A 15,893-nucleotide genomic window follows, 5' to 3' on the forward strand; every position below is an offset into this window, starting at 1 on the left:
AACATGGCAAGCTTCTTCATAGACAGGCCCATCTTCGCCTGGGTCGTCGCGATCTTCATCATGCTGGCGGGCGTACTCGCCATACCGTTCCTGCCGGTCGCGCAATATCCCAATGTCGCGCCGCCGCAGATCACGGTCAGCACCAACTATCCGGGCGCGACGCCGGAGGACATGTATCAAAGCGTCACCCGACCGATCGAGGACGAGCTGAACGGCGTCCCCGGCCTGCTCTATTTCGAATCCACCTCCGACGCCTCCGGCCAGATCAGCCTGACGGTCACTTTCGAGCCGGGCACCGACGTCGCCGAGGCCCAGGTCGAGGTTCAGAACCGGATCAGCCGCGTCGAGGCGCAACTGCCTTCCTCCGTGACCCGCCAGGGTATGCGGATCGAACGCGCGGGCACAGGCTTCCTGCTGGTCATCACGCTCTCCTCGAGCGACGGTTCCATGGATCAGATCGCGCTGGGCGACTATCTCAGCCGCAATGTCGAGGGTGAGATCCGACGGATCGCCGGTGTCGGCAACACCCGCCTATTCTCGACCGAGCAATCCATGCGGATCTGGCTCGACCCGGACAAGATGCTCGGACTGAGCCTCACGACAGAGGATGTGCTCGGAGCCATCGAAGCGCAGAACGCACAGGTGGCGGCCGGTCGCATCGGCGCGAAACCGGTGGAGGCGGGCCAGCAGATCTCCGCCAGCGTGCTGGTCAAGGGCCAGCTCAAGACACCGGAAGAATTCGGGGCCATCGTACTCCGCGCCACGGTCGACGGCGCGACGGTACGGCTGCGCGACGTGGCACGGATCGAGATCGGCGGCGAATCCTACACCTCTGCCGCCCGGCTCGACGGCCAGCCATCGGCCGCTATGGGCGTCCAGCTTTCCCCGACCGGCAATGCGCTTGAGACCGCCAATGCCATCGAGGCGAAGATGGAGGAACTGGCACGCTATTTCCCGGACGGCGTCGAATACAAGATTCCGTACAACACGGCGCCTTTCGTCGAGATCTCTATCGAAAAGGTTCTCCACACCCTGATAGAGGCGGTCGGACTCGTCTTCGTGGTGATGTTCCTCTTCCTGCAGAGCTTCCGCTACACGATCATCCCGACGCTCGTCGTGCCGGTCGCCCTGCTCGGCACCTGTGCTGTGATGTATGCCTCCGGTTTCTCGATCAACGTGCTCACCATGTTCGCAATGGTGCTGGCCATCGGCATCCTTGTGGATGACGCCATCGTCGTGGTCGAAAATGTCGAGCGCATCATGAGCGAGGAAGGGCTCTCGCCAAGGGACGCGACACGCAAGGCGATGGGGCAGATCACCAGCGCCATCATCGGCATCACTTTGGTGCTGACGGCGGTCTTCGTGCCGATGGCCTTCTTCCCCGGCGCGGTCGGCGTGATCTATCAGCAGTTCAGCCTGACCATGGTGGTCTCCATCCTGTTCTCCGGCTTCCTCGCCCTTTCCCTGACGCCGGCGCTCTGCGCCAGCTTCCTGAAGCCGGTCGAGGCCGGACATTCCCACGCCAAGCGCGGCTTCTTCGGCTGGTTCAACCGTGGCTTCGACCGCACGTCCCGGGGCTACAGCTCCTTCGTCGGGCGGATCGCGGCGCGGGCCGGACGCTTCATGGTGATCTATCTCGCCCTCGTCGGCGGGCTCGGCTGGGCCTGGATGCAGTTGCCGAGCGCCTTCATTCCGAACGAGGATCAGGGCTATCTGCTGGTGAACATCCAGGCACCCGCCGAAGCGAGCGCCAACCGGACCCTCGATGTGATCGAACAGGTCGAGGACGCCTTCATCGGCCAGGAGGGCGTCGAGACCATCGTCGCCGTCTCGGGCTTCAGCTTCTCCGGTACAGGAGAAAATGCCGGTATCGCCTTCGTCCCTCTGAAAGATTGGGATGAGCGCGGAACGGAGAACTCGGCGGCGGCCATCGCCGGTCGCACCAACGGCCGGCTGTTCGGGATAGAGGACGCACTGGTTTTCGCCCTCTCCCCGCCACCCATCCGCGGCCTCGGCAATTCCAGCGGCTTCGATTTCCGCCTGCAGGATCGCGGCGGCCTCGGGCATACCGCATTGGTCGAGGGCACCGGGCGGCTGATGGCGGCGGCCCAGCAGAGCCCGATCCTGACCGGCGTCCGCATCACCGGCCTGCCCGATGCGCCGCAGGTCAATCTCGTGGTCGACCGTGAGAAGGCGAACACCTTCGGAGTGACCTTCGCCGATATCAACAACACGATCTCGACCCATCTCGGCTCGAGCTACGTGAACGACTTTCCCAATGTCGGCCGCATGCAACGCGTCACGGTCCAGGCGGATCAGGGCAACCGCATGCAGCCGGAGGACATTCTCGACCTCACCGTACGCAACACCCATGGCGGCATGGTGCCGCTCTCCAACTTCGCGAGCGTGGAGTGGGAAAAGGGTGCAGCTCAGGTGGTCGGGTATAACGGCTATCCGGCGATCCGGATCAGCGGACAGGCGGCGGCCGGCTATTCCTCGGGCGAAGCGATCGCCGAGATGGAGCGGATCGCCTCCGACCTCGGCCCGGGCTTCGGCTATCAATGGACCGGCCAGTCGCTGCAGGAGATCCAGTCCGGCGCCCAGGCGCCTCTGCTGATCGGCCTCAGCGTGCTCTTCGTCTTCCTGCTGTTGGCAGCGCTTTACGAGAGCTGGTCGATTCCGCTCTCCGTGATGCTGGTGGTACCGCTCGGCGCCATCGGCTCGGTCGCTGCCGTGATGCTGCGGGACATGCCGAACGACGTCTATTTCCTCGTCGGCCTGATCGCCATCATCGGCCTCTCGGCGAAGAACGCGATCCTGATCGTCGAGTTCGCCAAGGACCTTCGCGCCGAAGGGCAGTCCCTGCTCGACGCCACCATCGAGGCGGCGAGGCTGCGCTTCCGGCCGATCCTGATGACCTCGCTCGCCTTCTCTTTCGGCGTGCTGCCGCTGGCGATCGCGACCGGGGCCAGCGCGGCGAGCCAGAACGCGATCGGCACCGGCGTGCTGGGCGGAATGATCTCGGCGACAGTGCTCGCGATCTTCTTCGTGCCGGTGTTTTTTGTCTTCGTCATGCGGCTGTTTAGTCGCAAGAAGACCGAAGACGGTGTGCAGGACGCGGCGGAGTAAGACAAAGCGTCAGTCGGGGCGGCTCTCCTCGGGCCGCTCCGGCAGCACGGAGAGCGCGATATCGATGGTCCGCATCACGGTGTCGAATTCGGTATCCGCACGGACCATCACGGCCAATGCCAGAACCTGACTTGAGAAAAAATCCGCCAGTGCATCGGCATCGGCATCCGGCGGCAGTTCTCCGCTTTCGAGCGCCGTTCGGAACCTTTTGCGGAACGCGTCGCGCCGCCGGCGGTCGAACTCGCGGCTGAGCGCCACTAGGCCGCGCGGCATGCTGCCGCTGTCGACCAGCGAATTGACCACGAAACAGCCGCTCGGACAGTGCGGATCGCGGGCCATTTCGACGACCGTGACAAAGTACCGGCGCAGCACCTCGACCAGAGGCTCGGGCGACTCCACGAGATTCTCCATCAGGGACGCGCCCATATCGCAGAAGTAATGCGTCAGCGCCTTCGCGAACATCGCCTCCTTGTCGCCGAAGGCGGCATAGAGGCCGGGCTTCGCCATGCCCGTCGCCTCGGTCAGGTCGCCGAGTGACGCTCCCTCGAAGCCCTGCTCCCAGAACACCCTGGTGATCTGCTCGAGAGCTTCGTCCGGATCCGTTTTCCGAGGCCGTCCGCGCGCCATTTCCCGTTCCTTGCGACGTCAATCTGAAATTATGTACCGAATGGTAATTAATTCGATTGACCTGGAGAGCCAAGCTCCAATTTATGTACCGACCGGTATTTAATTTCCGGCATTCGCGATATTGGAGACTTCGCATGACCAAACTGAACGGAACCACCGCCCTGGTGACCGGGGCCAATCGGGGTATCGGCAAGGCCTTCGTAGAGGCCCTGATCGAAGCTGGTGCATCAAGAATCTATGCGGGCGCGCGCAAGCCCGAGACGCTCGACGCCCTTGTCGCGGCGCATGGCGACCGCGTCGTGCCGGTGACACTCGACGTAACCCGGCCGGAGCAGGTCCGCACCGCCGCCGAAGAGCTGACGGACATCTCGGTGCTGATCAACAATGCGGGAATTGCCCGTTTCGAGGGCCTCGTGGCCCCCGGCGATTCGGAGGCCGCACGCGCGGAGATGGAGACGAACTATTTCGGCCTGCTCAACATGGTACAGGCCTTCGCGCCGGTTCTGAAAGCCAATGGCGGCGGGGCGATAGTCAACCTGGCCTCGATCGTCAGCCACTTCAGCTTCCCCGGCGCCGGCTCCTATAGCGCTTCCAAAGCAGCGGTACATTCTCTGACCCAGGGGATCCGCGGGGAGCTTCGCGCCCAGGGCACATTGGTGGTCGGTGTCTATCCGGGACCGATCGACACGGACATGGGGGCCGCGATCGAAATGGAAAAGACCCCGCCCTCGGAAGTCGCGAAAGCCGTGCTTGCCGCCGTCGACGCCGGAACCGAAGACGTCTATCCGGACCTGATGTCTCAGGAAATGCACCGCTCATACTGGGCGGACCCGAAAGCGTTTGAACTCCACTTGACCGGGACGAGCTCCGCTGCCTGAACGGACTCGGGCGCCGCACCGCCGGCGCCCGCCACCCCGAACATTGACAGGACCGGGCATGGCTGCCCGAATAACGCCATGCTCGATCTTACCCTTACCTTCGATAACGGTCCGGAGCCGGAGGTCACGCCATTGGTTCTGGATATCCTCGCGCGCCACGGCCTCAAGACAACCTTCTTTGTCGTCGGCGAAAAGCTGGAAGAGCCGGCCCGCCTTGACCTTGCGCGCCGCGCCTATGCCGACGGACATCGCATCGGTAATCACACCTTCACCCATACGATTCCGCTCGGACAGATGGAAGACAGCGCGGCCGCCGTCGAGGAATTGCGGCGCACAGACGCCCTCGTCGCCAGAACCGGCGAGACGCGGAAACTCTTCCGCCCGTTCGGCGGAGGCGGCAAGCTCGGCCCCCATCTGATGAGCCCGTCGGTCGTCGATTTCCTGCATGACCGGGGCTATAGCTGCGTGCTCTGGAATGCGATCCCGCGCGATTGGGCGGATCCGGAAGGCTGGGTCGAGACCGCGCTTCAGCAGATCGCGGCGCAGGACCATACGCTGATCGTGCTGCACGACCTGCCGACCGGCGCCATGGACCGGCTGGAGGAGTTCCTCGACCGGGCCGAAGCCGCCGGCGTCACTTTCCGCGAAGACTATCCCGAAGAGTGCGTGCCGATGCTTGCGGGCAAGGATGTGGTACCGCTCGATCCGTTCGTTGCGGCCGTCGCCTGAACGGAGCTAGCGGTCGCTTGCCGGAAACTGCGAAACGCCGTCCGCGATTTCGTAATAATCGCCTTTGTCCGCACAATAGATATGGGCCCGGGTCCCGACACCGGTCGCGCCCTCAAGGACGCCGCCGGAGATCGAAATCGACTGCCCCTCGTCCCGGTCGAAGAAAATCGTCGAGCCGCATTCGCTGCAGAATCCGCGCCGGATGCCGGGGCTCGAACGGTACCATTTCAGACCGCGTGCCTCCGTCACCGTGAGCGCATCCTTGCGCACATCGGTCGAGGCCCAGAAATGCCCGGTCTGCTTGCGGCACATGGAGCAGTGGCAGGCCACCACCTGACCAAGGTCACCGACGACTTCAAAGCGCACAGCCCCGCAGAGGCACTCGCCTTCCCGTACTCTCTCACCATTCGCCATTTCCGGCTCCCTCGCCTGCCGTCAAACCGGGCGGGATGTTCGTTTTTTGTTCACACCCTGTCAACCTTCCTGTTGTGCCCTTTCGGCAATGGACAGGAACGGTCGGCAGACCTATTCGTTAACAATCGCGCGCACCTCCGGCCCGGCTTCCCATGACCGCTTTCCTCAGCCTTTTCTCCGACACTTACTTCACCGCCCGCCACCGCTTTCTGCGGGCTGCGGCCGCCAAGGGACACGAGATCGAAACCGCGATCCATCCGCTGAGCGGCGATTTCCCGGCCGAGGTCGCAACGGACACGGTCCGGATCGGTCCCGACAAGGCGCGCCACGTTCTCTTCATCAGCTCCGGCCTGCACGGCACCGAGCTGACGACCGGCTCCGGCATCCAGCTCGGCCTGATCGAGGAGATCGAAAGCTGGCTTCCCGGCGACATGGCCGCAATCTTCATCCATGCCGTCAATCCGCATGGATCGGCTTCCATGACGCGGACGGACGAGAACAATGTCGATCCGAATCGCAACAACCTCGTCTCCTTCGATCCGCTGCCCGATAACCCGGATTACGACGCCCTGCACGATGCACTTTGCCCCGCCGTCTGGGAGGATCCGGAACGGGATGAAGCCGAAGCCAGAATCGCTGCCTATATCGCCGAGAACGGCTTCGGCAAATTCAGCCGGAACGTTCTCGCCGGCCAGTACAGCCATCCGGACGGCCTGTTCTACGGCGGCTCGTCACGCAGCTGGACCATCGCCAATCTCGCCGACACCGTCGCCCGTCACGGCGCCGGCGCCGAGCGGCTCGCCATCGTCGACCTCCATACGGGGCTCGGCGAATACGGTGCCCTCGAGGTGATGCGCCGGGACGCGGCGCCGCGCGAGGGAGCGGCCTCCTCGAAAATACGGCATGTCGCCTGCGACGTTCTGGACGATGTCGCCTGCCCCGCACCGCCCATCAAAGTGATTCTCGAGTTCGGCACCTTCCCGATCGGCCAGGTCGTGAATTGCCACCGCGCCGATACCTGGCTGAAATTCTACGGTCATCCTCACACACCGCTCGGCCGCAAAATCAAGGCGGAACTACGCGATGCGCTGTTCTGCGACGATCCGGCCTGGCTGGAAGCAGTCTACAGTCAGGGCATCGCGGCGACGCGGGCCGTTCTCAACGAACTTTCAGACACTTCCGCCCCTACTGCCGACTAGCACGGTCCAGAACTGGTCGGAAACCGGACAGCCGCCGGCACGCGGGCGCGACCAAATTCCAACGCTTCATCGCATCCATTTCCGGGGACCGAAAACTTTCGTTTACGCCATCAGGTACTTGGTATACCAATATACCAAGAACAAAGATGACGGGCCTGTTTGAAGGGCCTCGGAAGTCGCATCACGCCAGGGGAGGCCTTACAGACCATGGTCATGTCCGATATCGAAATCGCTCGCGAAGCGAAAATGAAGCCGATCATGGAGATCGGCGACAAGCTTGGAATTCCCGCTGAATCGCTCCAGCCCTACGGCCACACCAAGGCCAAGATCGACCTCGACTACATCAAGTCCCTGAAGGACAAGCCCGACGGCAAGCTGGTGCTGGTGACCGGCATCAACCCGACCGCGGCCGGCGAAGGCAAGACCACGACCTCGGTCGGCCTCGGCGACGCGCTCAACCGGATCGGCAAGAATGCGATCATCTGCCTGCGCGAGCCGAGCCTCGGCCCCTGCTTCGGCATGAAGGGCGGCGCCGCCGGCGGCGGCTATGCCCAGGTCGTGCCGATGGAAGACATCAACCTGCATTTCACGGGCGACTTCCACGCCATCGCGGCCGCGAACAACCTTCTCGCGGCAATGATCGACAACCACATCTACTGGGGCAACAAGCTCGGCATCGACGAGCGCCGGGTCTCCTGGAAGCGCTGCCTCGACATGAACGACCGCGCGCTGCGTCAGATCGCCAACTCACTCGGCGGCGTTGCCAACGGGTTCCCGCGCGAGGACGGCTTCGACATCGTCGTCGCCTCCGAGGTGATGGCGATCTTCTGTCTCTCGACCGACCTCGAGGATATGAAGCGCCGTCTCGGCAATATCATCGTCGCCTATACCCGCGAGCGTAAGCCGGTTTATGCCCGCGAGATCGACGCCAACGGCGCGATGACCGTGCTGCTGCGCGACGCGCTGGCGCCGAACCTGGTTCAGACGCTGGAGAACAACCCGGCCTTCATCCATGGCGGCCCGTTCGCGAACATCGCGCATGGCTGCAACTCGGTGATGGCGACCAAGACCGCCCTCAAGCTCGGCGACTATGTCGTGACCGAGGCCGGCTTCGGTGCGGATCTCGGCGCCGAGAAGTTCTTCGACATCAAGTGCCGCAAGGCGGGCCTGAAGCCGGCCGCCGCGGTGATCGTCGGTACCGTCCGCGCGCTGAAGATGCATGGCGGCGTCTCCAAGGACGATCTCGGCACGGAGAATATCGCCGCGGTCGTCAAAGGCACCTCGAACATCAAGCGCCACGTGGTGAACACCAAGAAGTTCGGCGTCCCGGTCGTGGTCGCGCTGAATCGCTTCATCACCGACACCGACGCCGAGGTTGAGGCGATCCGCAAGGAACTGGCCTCCGAGGGCGTCGAGGCGATCGTCTGCACCCACTGGGCCGACGGTTCCGCCGGCACCGAGGCGCTCGCGAACAAGGTCGTCGAGCTGGTCGAGGGCGGCAGCGCCGACTTCAAGCCGCTCTATGACGAGAATCTCGGCCTGCTGCAGAAGGTCGAGGCCATCGCCAAGAACATCTACGATGCGGCGGGCGTCACGGCCGACCAGAAGGTGCTGAACCAGATCAAGGACTTCGAGGCGCTCGGCGCCGGCAAGTTCCCGGTCTGTATCGCCAAAACCCAGTACAGCTTCTCCACCGACCCGAACGCGAAGGGCGCGCCGAGCGGCCATACCCTTCCGATCCGCGAGGTGCGGCTGTCGAACGGTGCGGAGTTCATCGTGGCGGTCTGCGGCGACATCATGACCATGCCGGGCCTGCCGCGGGTCCCGGCGGCCGAAAAGATCACCCTGAACGATCAGGACCAGATCGAAGGTCTCTTCTGATACATCTTGAGGAGCGGGGGCGACCGTCCCCGCTCCGTCAGTCAAACATACCCGTCCGGAGCGCGCCGGGCGGTGGGGAGGGAGCGACATGCGCATTATCCTGAACGGGCAGCAGGCCTTCGGTAAGGCCGCGCTCGAAGCCATTCTGGAAAAAGGCGAGGACGAGGTCGTCGCCGTCTATACCGCACCGGACAAGGAAGGCCGCCCGGTCGACCCGGTCAAGGAAGCCGCTCTCGAACACGGTCTCGAAGTGCGCCAGCCGGCGGACTATTCGGATCCGGCAGTGATCGAGGAGCTGAAGAGCTGGAACGCCGATCTGATGATGATGGCCTATGTCATCATCTTCATCCCGGAAGAGGCGCGGAACGTGCCGAAGCACGGCTCGCTCTGCTTCCACCCGTCCCTCCTGCCGCTGCATCGCGGCCCCTCCTCCATCAACTGGCCGATCATCTGGGGCGCCGAGAAGACCGGCCTTACGATCTTCTATCCGGATGACGGGCTCGACGAGGGCGATATCTGCGTCCAGAAGGAAGTCGAGATCACTCCGGACGACACGCTCGGCTCGGTCTATTTCGACAAGATCTTCCCGCTCGGCATCGAGGCGGTGCTTGAGAGCATCGACCTGATCCGCGCCGGCAACCCGCCGCACACCCCGCAGGACGAGTCCAAGGCGACCTACGAAGGCTGGTGCCGCAAGGCGGACGGCCAGATCGACTGGAACCGCAGCCAGGTTGAAGTCTACAACCAGATCCGCGGCTGCAACCCGCAGCCGGGCGCCTGGACCACGCTGGACGGCAAGGAGCTGCAGATCTTCGACAGCCAGCCCGCCGAGGGCGCCGGCCGCACCGGCCGGATCTGCGCCATCACCGATGACGGTTTCGTCGTCAATGCGGGCCGCGGGGGCATCCTCGTCCAGCGCGTGCGCTACGACGGCGGCAAGAAGGTCTCGGCCAAGGAATTCGCCGCCGAGATGGACCTCAAGGTCGGCTCCAAGCTCGGCACCTGACACCCTGATCTACCCCCCGGGCCACTTACCAGCCGGCCCGGAGATCCCTCTGGCCCCGCTACGGCGGGGCCTTTTCTTTTGTGGATCGCGATCCGCGGGAAAGCGATCTCAGAAGACCAGCGCCTGCCCGTCCCGGCGCGGATCGGAGGCGGCGAGGTAGCTGCCGAACGCGCCGACCTGGATCGCCCCGGCGCTGGCGCCGCCACCCCAGGGACCGACCGCGCGCACCGGCTGCCCGCGCGCCCCAAGGTCGGCGAGGACATCCTCCCCGAACCGGGACTCAGCGGTCATGTCGTCCTTGTTCTCGTGCGGATATTTGGAGCTCATGCCCGCCTGCATATGGGTCCAGCGCGGCGCGTGGATCGCCTCCGTCACCGAGAGCCCGTGATCGTAGATCGCCGAGATCAGCTGCATGTTCACCTGGACCTGCATGTCGGCCCCGGGCGTGCCGCAACAGAGGTTGAGGGCGCCGCCCTCTTCCGCCGGTCCGTCGAAGACCATGACCGGGTTCATCGTATGTCGAACACGCTTGCCGGGCGTCAGGAGGTCTGGATGACCGGCATCGAGATGCCAGTAATTCATCCGGTTGTTCAGCAGCATTCCGGTTCCCGGACACACCACCTGCGAGCCGAAATGCCCGGAGAGGCTTTGCAGTCCGTCCACCGCATTGCCCCAGCGGTCGACGACGCAGTAATGCGTGGTTTCGGAACGCGTCTCTCGCAGCCCGCCTCCCGGCGCACCGGCGGATCGGGGCGCTGCGCCCTGAAACGCCCAAGGATCGCCTGCGGCGACCTTCCCGGCTGCGCGTTCGGGGTCGATCAGCCTGCCCCGCTCGGCCGCATACTCCTTCGACAGCAGTCCCTCGATCGGCACATCGACGAAATCGGGATCGCCGAGATAGGCCTCGCGGTCGGCGAACGCGAGTTTCTTCGCCTCCGCCATGACGTGGATCGCCTCCGCCGAATGGAGACCGAGCGCGGCCATGTCGAAATGCTCGATCAGATTCAGTTCCTGCAGCAGAACATGGCCGGACGAGTTCGGCGGCGCTTCGTAGACCGTTCTCCCGCGGTAGGTCGTCGATATCGGCTCCTGCCATTGCATCCGGAACGCCGTGAAATCCTCCTTCGTCAGGAGGCCGCCGGCCTGCTCCGAAAAGGCGACGATGCCATCTGCCAGCGGCCCTTCGTAGAAGACGTCCCGTCCGTGCTCTGCGATCAGCCTGTAGGTCTTCGCGAGATCCGGATTGCGCCGAATCTGCCCCGGCTGCAGGGGCACGCCGTCCGGAGCGAAGATCGCCGCCGATGCAGGAAAGCTGTGAAGAAGATCATGGGACGCCGCGAGGCGGCACTGGAAATGGCTTTGCGGAACGCCCTCGAGGCAAAGTTCGATGGCGGGCTGGATGCAGTCGGCGAGCGGCAGGCGCCCATGACGGTCGTGCGCCGCGAGGAGCGCATCGCAGACGCCGGGCACGGAAACGGAGAGGATGCCGCTATCGACGATCCCGCCGGCGAAGCGTTCCGGCGTCGCGCCGAGCGGCGCGGTCCCGGTGCCGTTGGCGATCGAAACCGACCTCTCCTCCTTCATATGGACCATGAGGAAACCGTCGGACGCGATGCCGGAGCCCTGCGGTTCCGTGACACCGAGCGCAAAGCCGATCGCGACCGCCGCGTCGACCGCATTGCCACCATTCGTCAGGATCCGCATCCCCGCAAGAGAGGAGAGCGGATGGTTAGTCACCACCGCGCCCTGCGCGCCCATCCGCACCTGTTCCCAGGCCGCTGCATTGATCCCGGCCGGTGTTTCCATTGCGCGATCCTCTCGCCTGCAAGACTGCTATCGGATTTACCTATACCTTCCGGCACGCTCTCTTAATCGAGCGGAATGCGAACGAGTTCGGTCGAACGGACGAAATACCCTCTTTGTGACGGCTTGCGGCAACAGCCGCTTTCCTCCAGCGCTCGGAAGCCTGTAAATATAGTCCCTTCCGTACTCCCTCCCGGCTATTCAGGCGGAGACATTCAGATATGACCGGCCCCGATACAGCGCTGATCCTCATCGACATCCAGAACGATTTTTGTCCCGGCGGCGCGCTCGCCGTTGCGGACGGCGATGCCGTCGTCCCGGTAGCGAATGCGCTGATCGACAAGTTCGAGACAATCGTGCTGACCCAGGACTGGCATCCGGCGGACCATTCCTCCTTTGCCTCGAACCATCCGGGCAAGGATGCCTTTTCCCTGATAGAGATGCCCTATGGCCCGCAGGTCCTCTGGCCGCCCCATTGCATTCAGGGCTCGGAGGGCGCCGCCTTCCATAAGGACCTCGTCACCGACAAGGCGAACCTGATTGTCCGCAAGGGCTTCCGCAGCGCAATCGACTCATACTCGGCCTTCTTCGAGAACGATCATGAGACGACCACGGGTCTCGCGGGTTATCTGAAGGATCGCGGGATCAGCAAACTCGTCATGACCGGTCTTGCGACCGATTTCTGCGTCCGCTTTTCTGCCGTCGACGCGGCGAAACTCGGCTTTTCCGTCACCCTCGCCGAGGACGGCTGCCGCGCGATAGATCTCGACGGCTCTCTCGACGCTGCGAAGGCGGCGATGCGCGAGGCCGGCGTCACTCTGACCACCAGTGGCAACCTGACGTTCGGCTGATGCGCGTCCTCATCGTCGAAAATGTCGCCGGCACCGACATCGGCCGTATGGGCAAGACCCTTGCGCGGCGGAATGTCGAATTGGATATCCGCCAGGCCTTTGACGGTGCGACCCTGCCTGCCACGCCGAACGGGCATGACGCGCTGATCGTACTCGGCGGCCCACAGGACGCGCTGGACGATGCAGGCTCGCTCTGGTTCCCGGAGCTTCTGGAACTGATGCGCACCTTCGACCGTGCGCGCCGTCCGGTGCTCGGGATCTGCCTCGGTTCCCAGCTCCTCGCCCGTGCCCATGGCGGCCGAAACATCCTGGCCCAGCCGCTCGAGTTCGGTTACGAGCCGATCACGCCGAGTGTGGCAGGGCGCGACGATCCGCTGATGTCCCTGCTTGACCCCGGGGTGCCGATCTTCCAGTGGCATTCGGACACGTTCGAGTTGCCGCCCGGCGCCACTCTGCTCGCTACCGGCAATAACTAGGAGAACCAGGCCTTCCGCGTCGGCGCCGTCAGCTATGGCACGCAGTTCCATTTCGAAGTCGACCGGGAGCTCGCCGAGCGCTGGAGCTCCGCCGTGCCCGATTATCTCGACGAGTGCGTTCCGGACTGGCGCACCTCCCTCCCTGCAATGCTGGAGCGCCATGAGCCGGATGCCCTCGCATTCTGCGACCGGTTCACCGACCGTTGGATCGACCTCGTCGCCACTGAGCGCTCTTGACCCCCCGTCCGGGCTTCGCGAAGCTCTCTTGAAACGGGAGAAGGTTTGCAGACGGATGGAACGGTTCGATCTGAAGGACAAAATCGTGCTGGTTGCAGGCGCCAGTTCCGGCATCGGAGCGGCAACGGTGGAGCGCTTGCTTGCCGAAGGCGCACGGGTGATCGCCGCGGCCCGGCGGATGGACCGCCTGCAAGCGCTTGCGAAGGACCGGCCAGGCCATTGCCTGCCCCTTCAGCTCGACGTCGCCGATCCGGACTCGACCTCCTCGATGGTCGAGCGCATGCCCGAAGGTTGGCGCAATATCCACGGTGCCGTGGTCTGCGCGGGTCACGATGTCGGCGGGAGGGCACGCTTCGATCAGGCGGATGCGGAAACCTGGGCGAATATCATCGAAACGAACGTGAACGGCACGATCCGTGTCTGCCGCGCGGTGATCGACCGAATGACGGCCCGCGGCACCGGCCATATCGTTACTCTCGGCTCGGTTTCCGGACTGATCACCTATCCAGGCGGCAGCATCTACAGCGCCTCAAAACATGCCGTGCGCGCCTTCACGGACGGGTTGCGCAAGGACTACGGCGATAGCGACATCCGGGTAACGGAGATCCTCCCGGGCCTGACCCGCACGGAGTTCGCGGAGAGCCGCTGGGGCGATGGCAGCAAGGCCGAAGCCTTCTACGACAAGGCGCCAGGCCTGCTGGAGCCCGAGGATATCGCAAGCGCGATTCTCTACGCGATGACGGCACCGGAAAGCGTGAACGTCTCGCAAATCGTCGTTCATCCGACGCGGGTCTGATCACACAGAAACAAACCGCCGGACCAAAGGCCCGGCGGTTGCCGTTAATATCGCAAAAGCTTACTTCGCCTTCGGCTCGCTCATCAGCCCCTTGACCAGCGATACACAGCCGAGCAGCAGCACGACCGCGAAAGGCAGACCGGTCGAGACCGAGGCCGCCTGCAGGGCCCCGAGCCCGCCGCCGAGCAGCAGCGCGATCGCAACCATGCCCTCGAAGGTGGCCCAGAAGACCCGCTGCGGGACCGGAGCGTCGACCTTGCCGCCGGCGGTGATGGTGTCGATCACCAGAGAGCCGGAGTCGGACGAGGTCACGAAGAACACGATCACCAGCACGATCCCGATGAAGGAGGTGATCCCGGCGAGCGGCAGTTGCTCCAGCATCGTGAAGAGCTTCAACTCCAGCTGCGCGTCCGCGACCGCCTGGTAGCCGCCCTCCAACAGGGAAACTGCGGTGCCACCGAAAGCCGTCATCCAGAGCACGGAGACGACAGACGGAATGATCAGCACGCAGAACAGGAACTCGCGCACGGTCCGGCCGCGGCTGACGCGGGCGATGAACATACCGACGAACGGCGACCAGGAGATCCACCATGCCCAGTAGAACGAGGTCCAGCCCTGGGAGAAGTTCGCATCGTCCCGCCCGAACGGATTCGAGAGCGCGGGCAGATATTCGAGGTAGGCGCCAAGATTGCTGAAGAAGCCGGTCGCGATCGCAAGTGTCGGACCGAAGACGATCACAAAGCCGAGCAGCAGGATCGCCAGGATCATGTTGATCTCGGAGAGCCGCTTCACCCCGGCCTCAAGACCCGCGCAAACCGAGATCAGGGCAATGCCCGTGATCGCGCTGATCAGGACGACCTTGGAGGTGTTGTCCGCCGGGATGCCGAAGAGGAATTTGAGGCCCGCGTTGGCCTGTTCCGCGCCGATACCGAGCGAGGTGGCGAGACCGAAAAGGGTCGCAAAGACAGCGAGCGTGTCGATGACATGCCCGGTCCAGCCCCAGACCCGCTCGCCGAAGATCGGATAGAAGATCGAGCGGATGCTCAGCGGCAGCCCCTTGTTATAGGCGAAGAGGGCCAGCGCCAGTGCAACCACGGCATAGATCGCCCAGGGATGCAGGCCCCAATGGAAGATCGTCGCCGCCATGCCGAGGCGTTTCGCTTCCGCCGCATCTCCGGCGGCACCGGCAAGCGGCGCCCAACTGTCCGGCGCGCCCGCCCCCTCGGCGATAGACGAGGAGAAATGCGAGATCGGCTCAGAAACACCGTAGAACATCAGACCGATGCCCATGCCGGCGGCGAACAGCATCGCGAACCACCCGGGATAGGAATAGTCGGGTGTCGCCTCGGTCCCGCCGAGCCGGATCTTGCCAAGCGGCGAGACGATCAGCGCCAGCGTCAGCAGGACGAAGACGTTGCCGGCAAGCAGGAAGAACCAGTCGAAGCCGGAGGTCAGCGTCGGCCGGAGCCACCCGAAAAACGCGCCGGCCTGTTCCGGCAAGGCCAGCGTGTAAAACACCATCAGGATGATGGAACCGGCCGAGATCGCGAAGACCGGATTGTGGATGTCCATCCCGAAAGGACCGACTTGCGGCTGAATGTTGTGCTGGCCGATTTCGTAATCTGTATCGATGACATTCGCATCCCCGTCCGGGGTGCGGTCAGCTACGTCCGTCATTATGCCTCCCCCGACCCGCCGGCGAACCGGCAGGCCTCTCAGTGTCATAGCAGGGCCTGGACACGAAGACCGAAACCAGGCCGACACGCGTAGCCTCGCGTGCACGCGTATTAGGAAACGCGACTGCCTCCCAGAATGTTCCCGGGCAAGAGCGGCCAATGTCCGCTTTGCGACACTTTCTCTAATTCCG

At 64.0% G+C, this 15,893-nt stretch carries 14 protein-coding genes; 10 read left to right on the top strand and 4 right to left on the bottom strand.

The genetic code is table 11. The annotated features are described in order from the left end of the window. The first annotated feature begins 3 nt into the window (after positions 1-3). The gene (locus NUH88_RS03255; RefSeq protein WP_257769945.1) at positions 4-3,129 is read left to right on the top strand and encodes an efflux RND transporter permease subunit; all 3,126 of its coding nucleotides are present in this window, start codon (positions 4-6) and stop codon (positions 3,127-3,129) included. A gap of 9 nt (positions 3,130-3,138) precedes the next feature. Here NUH88_RS03255 and NUH88_RS03260 read toward each other — a convergent pair whose 3' ends face one another. Further along, the gene (locus tag NUH88_RS03260) at positions 3,139-3,756 is read right to left on the bottom strand and encodes a TetR/AcrR family transcriptional regulator (protein ID WP_257769946.1); all 618 of its coding nucleotides are present in this window, start codon (positions 3,754-3,756) and stop codon (positions 3,139-3,141) included. Between the two features lie 134 nt (positions 3,757-3,890). On the opposite strand from NUH88_RS03260, the gene NUH88_RS03265 reads away from it, so the two are divergent. Both NUH88_RS03265 and NUH88_RS03270 read left to right on the top strand, forming a co-directional pair. Then, positions 3,891-4,634, top strand: coding sequence for an SDR family oxidoreductase (locus NUH88_RS03265; protein WP_257769947.1), 744 nt, complete (start codon positions 3,891-3,893; stop codon positions 4,632-4,634). Positions 4,635-4,712: 78 nt separating this feature from the next. Then, the gene (locus NUH88_RS03270; protein WP_257769948.1) at positions 4,713-5,363 is read left to right on the top strand and encodes a polysaccharide deacetylase family protein; all 651 of its coding nucleotides are present in this window, start codon (positions 4,713-4,715) and stop codon (positions 5,361-5,363) included. Positions 5,364-5,369: 6 nt separating this feature from the next. On the opposite strand, the gene NUH88_RS03275 is transcribed toward NUH88_RS03270, so the two are convergent. Beyond that, positions 5,370-5,777, bottom strand: coding sequence for a GFA family protein (locus tag NUH88_RS03275; RefSeq protein WP_257769949.1), 408 nt, complete (start codon positions 5,775-5,777; stop codon positions 5,370-5,372). A gap of 152 nt (positions 5,778-5,929) precedes the next feature. On the opposite strand from NUH88_RS03275, the gene NUH88_RS03280 reads away from it, so the two are divergent. The 3 genes from NUH88_RS03280 to NUH88_RS03290 all read left to right on the top strand — a co-directional run bounded on the left by NUH88_RS03280 (position 5,930) and on the right by NUH88_RS03290 (position 9,863). Next, positions 5,930-6,976, top strand: coding sequence for a DUF2817 domain-containing protein (locus NUH88_RS03280; RefSeq protein ID WP_257769950.1), 1,047 nt, complete (start codon positions 5,930-5,932; stop codon positions 6,974-6,976). Between the two features lie 213 nt (positions 6,977-7,189). Continuing rightward, positions 7,190-8,857 carry a formate--tetrahydrofolate ligase gene (locus NUH88_RS03285; protein WP_444329685.1) on the top strand — a complete coding sequence of 556 codons (1,668 nt, stop codon included), beginning with the start codon at positions 7,190-7,192 and terminating at the stop codon, positions 8,855-8,857. An 88-nt stretch (positions 8,858-8,945) separates the two neighbouring features. Further along, positions 8,946-9,863 (top strand): methionyl-tRNA formyltransferase, encoded by a 918-nt coding sequence (locus tag NUH88_RS03290; RefSeq protein ID WP_257769952.1) that lies wholly within the window; start codon positions 8,946-8,948, stop codon positions 9,861-9,863. A gap of 108 nt (positions 9,864-9,971) precedes the next feature. Here the strand turns inward: NUH88_RS03290 and ggt are convergent, their stop codons facing one another. After that, positions 9,972-11,669: a gamma-glutamyltransferase gene (gene ggt, locus NUH88_RS03295; RefSeq protein ID WP_257769953.1), complete on the bottom strand. Its 1,698-nt coding sequence runs from the start codon at positions 11,667-11,669 to the stop codon at positions 9,972-9,974. A 218-nt stretch (positions 11,670-11,887) separates the two neighbouring features. Between ggt and pncA the strand changes: the two genes are divergently transcribed. From pncA to NUH88_RS03315, 4 genes are all read left to right on the top strand, one after another. Next, positions 11,888-12,517: a bifunctional nicotinamidase/pyrazinamidase gene (gene pncA, locus NUH88_RS03300; RefSeq protein WP_257769954.1), complete on the top strand. Its 630-nt coding sequence runs from the start codon at positions 11,888-11,890 to the stop codon at positions 12,515-12,517. Beyond that, on the top strand, positions 12,517-12,993 hold the full coding sequence (locus NUH88_RS03305; protein ID WP_257769955.1) for a type 1 glutamine amidotransferase: 477 nt from the start codon (positions 12,517-12,519) through the stop codon (positions 12,991-12,993). Before pncA ends, NUH88_RS03305 begins: the two co-directional genes overlap by 1 nt. A 93-nt stretch (positions 12,994-13,086) precedes the next feature. Continuing rightward, positions 13,087-13,230, top strand: coding sequence for a hypothetical protein (locus NUH88_RS03310; protein ID WP_257769956.1), 144 nt, complete (start codon positions 13,087-13,089; stop codon positions 13,228-13,230). 55 nt (positions 13,231-13,285) lie between these two features. Next, positions 13,286-14,026, top strand: coding sequence for an SDR family oxidoreductase (locus tag NUH88_RS03315; RefSeq protein ID WP_257769957.1), 741 nt, complete (start codon positions 13,286-13,288; stop codon positions 14,024-14,026). Positions 14,027-14,086: 60 nt separating this feature from the next. Here the strand turns inward: NUH88_RS03315 and NUH88_RS03320 are convergent, their stop codons facing one another. Further along, the gene (locus NUH88_RS03320; RefSeq protein WP_257769959.1) at positions 14,087-15,703 is read right to left on the bottom strand and encodes a BCCT family transporter; all 1,617 of its coding nucleotides are present in this window, start codon (positions 15,701-15,703) and stop codon (positions 14,087-14,089) included. Between the last annotated feature and the right edge of the window lie 190 nt (positions 15,704-15,893).

Source organism: Nisaea acidiphila (assembly GCF_024662015.1).
GTDB lineage: Bacteria > Pseudomonadota > Alphaproteobacteria > Thalassobaculales > Thalassobaculaceae > Nisaea > Nisaea acidiphila.

Bases quoted from the DNA above. Each gene is read 5' to 3' on its own strand.
- NUH88_RS03260 (WP_257769946.1), bottom strand. From the start codon at position 3,756: ATGGCGCGCGGACGGCCTCGGAAAACGGATCCGGACGAAGCTCTCGAG.
- ggt (WP_257769953.1), bottom strand. From the start codon at position 11,669: ATGGAAACACCGGCCGGGATCAATGCAGCGGCCTGGGAACAGGTGCGG.
- NUH88_RS03255 (WP_257769945.1), top strand. From the start codon at position 4: ATGGCAAGCTTCTTCATAGACAGGCCCATCTTCGCCTGGGTCGTCGCG.
- pncA (WP_257769954.1), top strand. From the start codon at position 11,888: ATGACCGGCCCCGATACAGCGCTGATCCTCATCGACATCCAGAACGAT.
- NUH88_RS03320 (WP_257769959.1), bottom strand. From the start codon at position 15,703: ATGACGGACGTAGCTGACCGCACCCCGGACGGGGATGCGAATGTCATC.
- NUH88_RS03270 (WP_257769948.1), top strand. From the start codon at position 4,713: ATGCTCGATCTTACCCTTACCTTCGATAACGGTCCGGAGCCGGAGGTC.
- NUH88_RS03305 (WP_257769955.1), top strand. From the start codon at position 12,517: ATGCGCGTCCTCATCGTCGAAAATGTCGCCGGCACCGACATCGGCCGT.
- NUH88_RS03315 (WP_257769957.1), top strand. From the start codon at position 13,286: ATGGAACGGTTCGATCTGAAGGACAAAATCGTGCTGGTTGCAGGCGCC.
- NUH88_RS03275 (WP_257769949.1), bottom strand. From the start codon at position 5,777: ATGGCGAATGGTGAGAGAGTACGGGAAGGCGAGTGCCTCTGCGGGGCT.
- NUH88_RS03280 (WP_257769950.1), top strand. From the start codon at position 5,930: ATGACCGCTTTCCTCAGCCTTTTCTCCGACACTTACTTCACCGCCCGC.
- NUH88_RS03265 (WP_257769947.1), top strand. From the start codon at position 3,891: ATGACCAAACTGAACGGAACCACCGCCCTGGTGACCGGGGCCAATCGG.
- NUH88_RS03285 (WP_444329685.1), top strand. From the start codon at position 7,190: ATGTCCGATATCGAAATCGCTCGCGAAGCGAAAATGAAGCCGATCATG.
- NUH88_RS03290 (WP_257769952.1), top strand. From the start codon at position 8,946: ATGCGCATTATCCTGAACGGGCAGCAGGCCTTCGGTAAGGCCGCGCTC.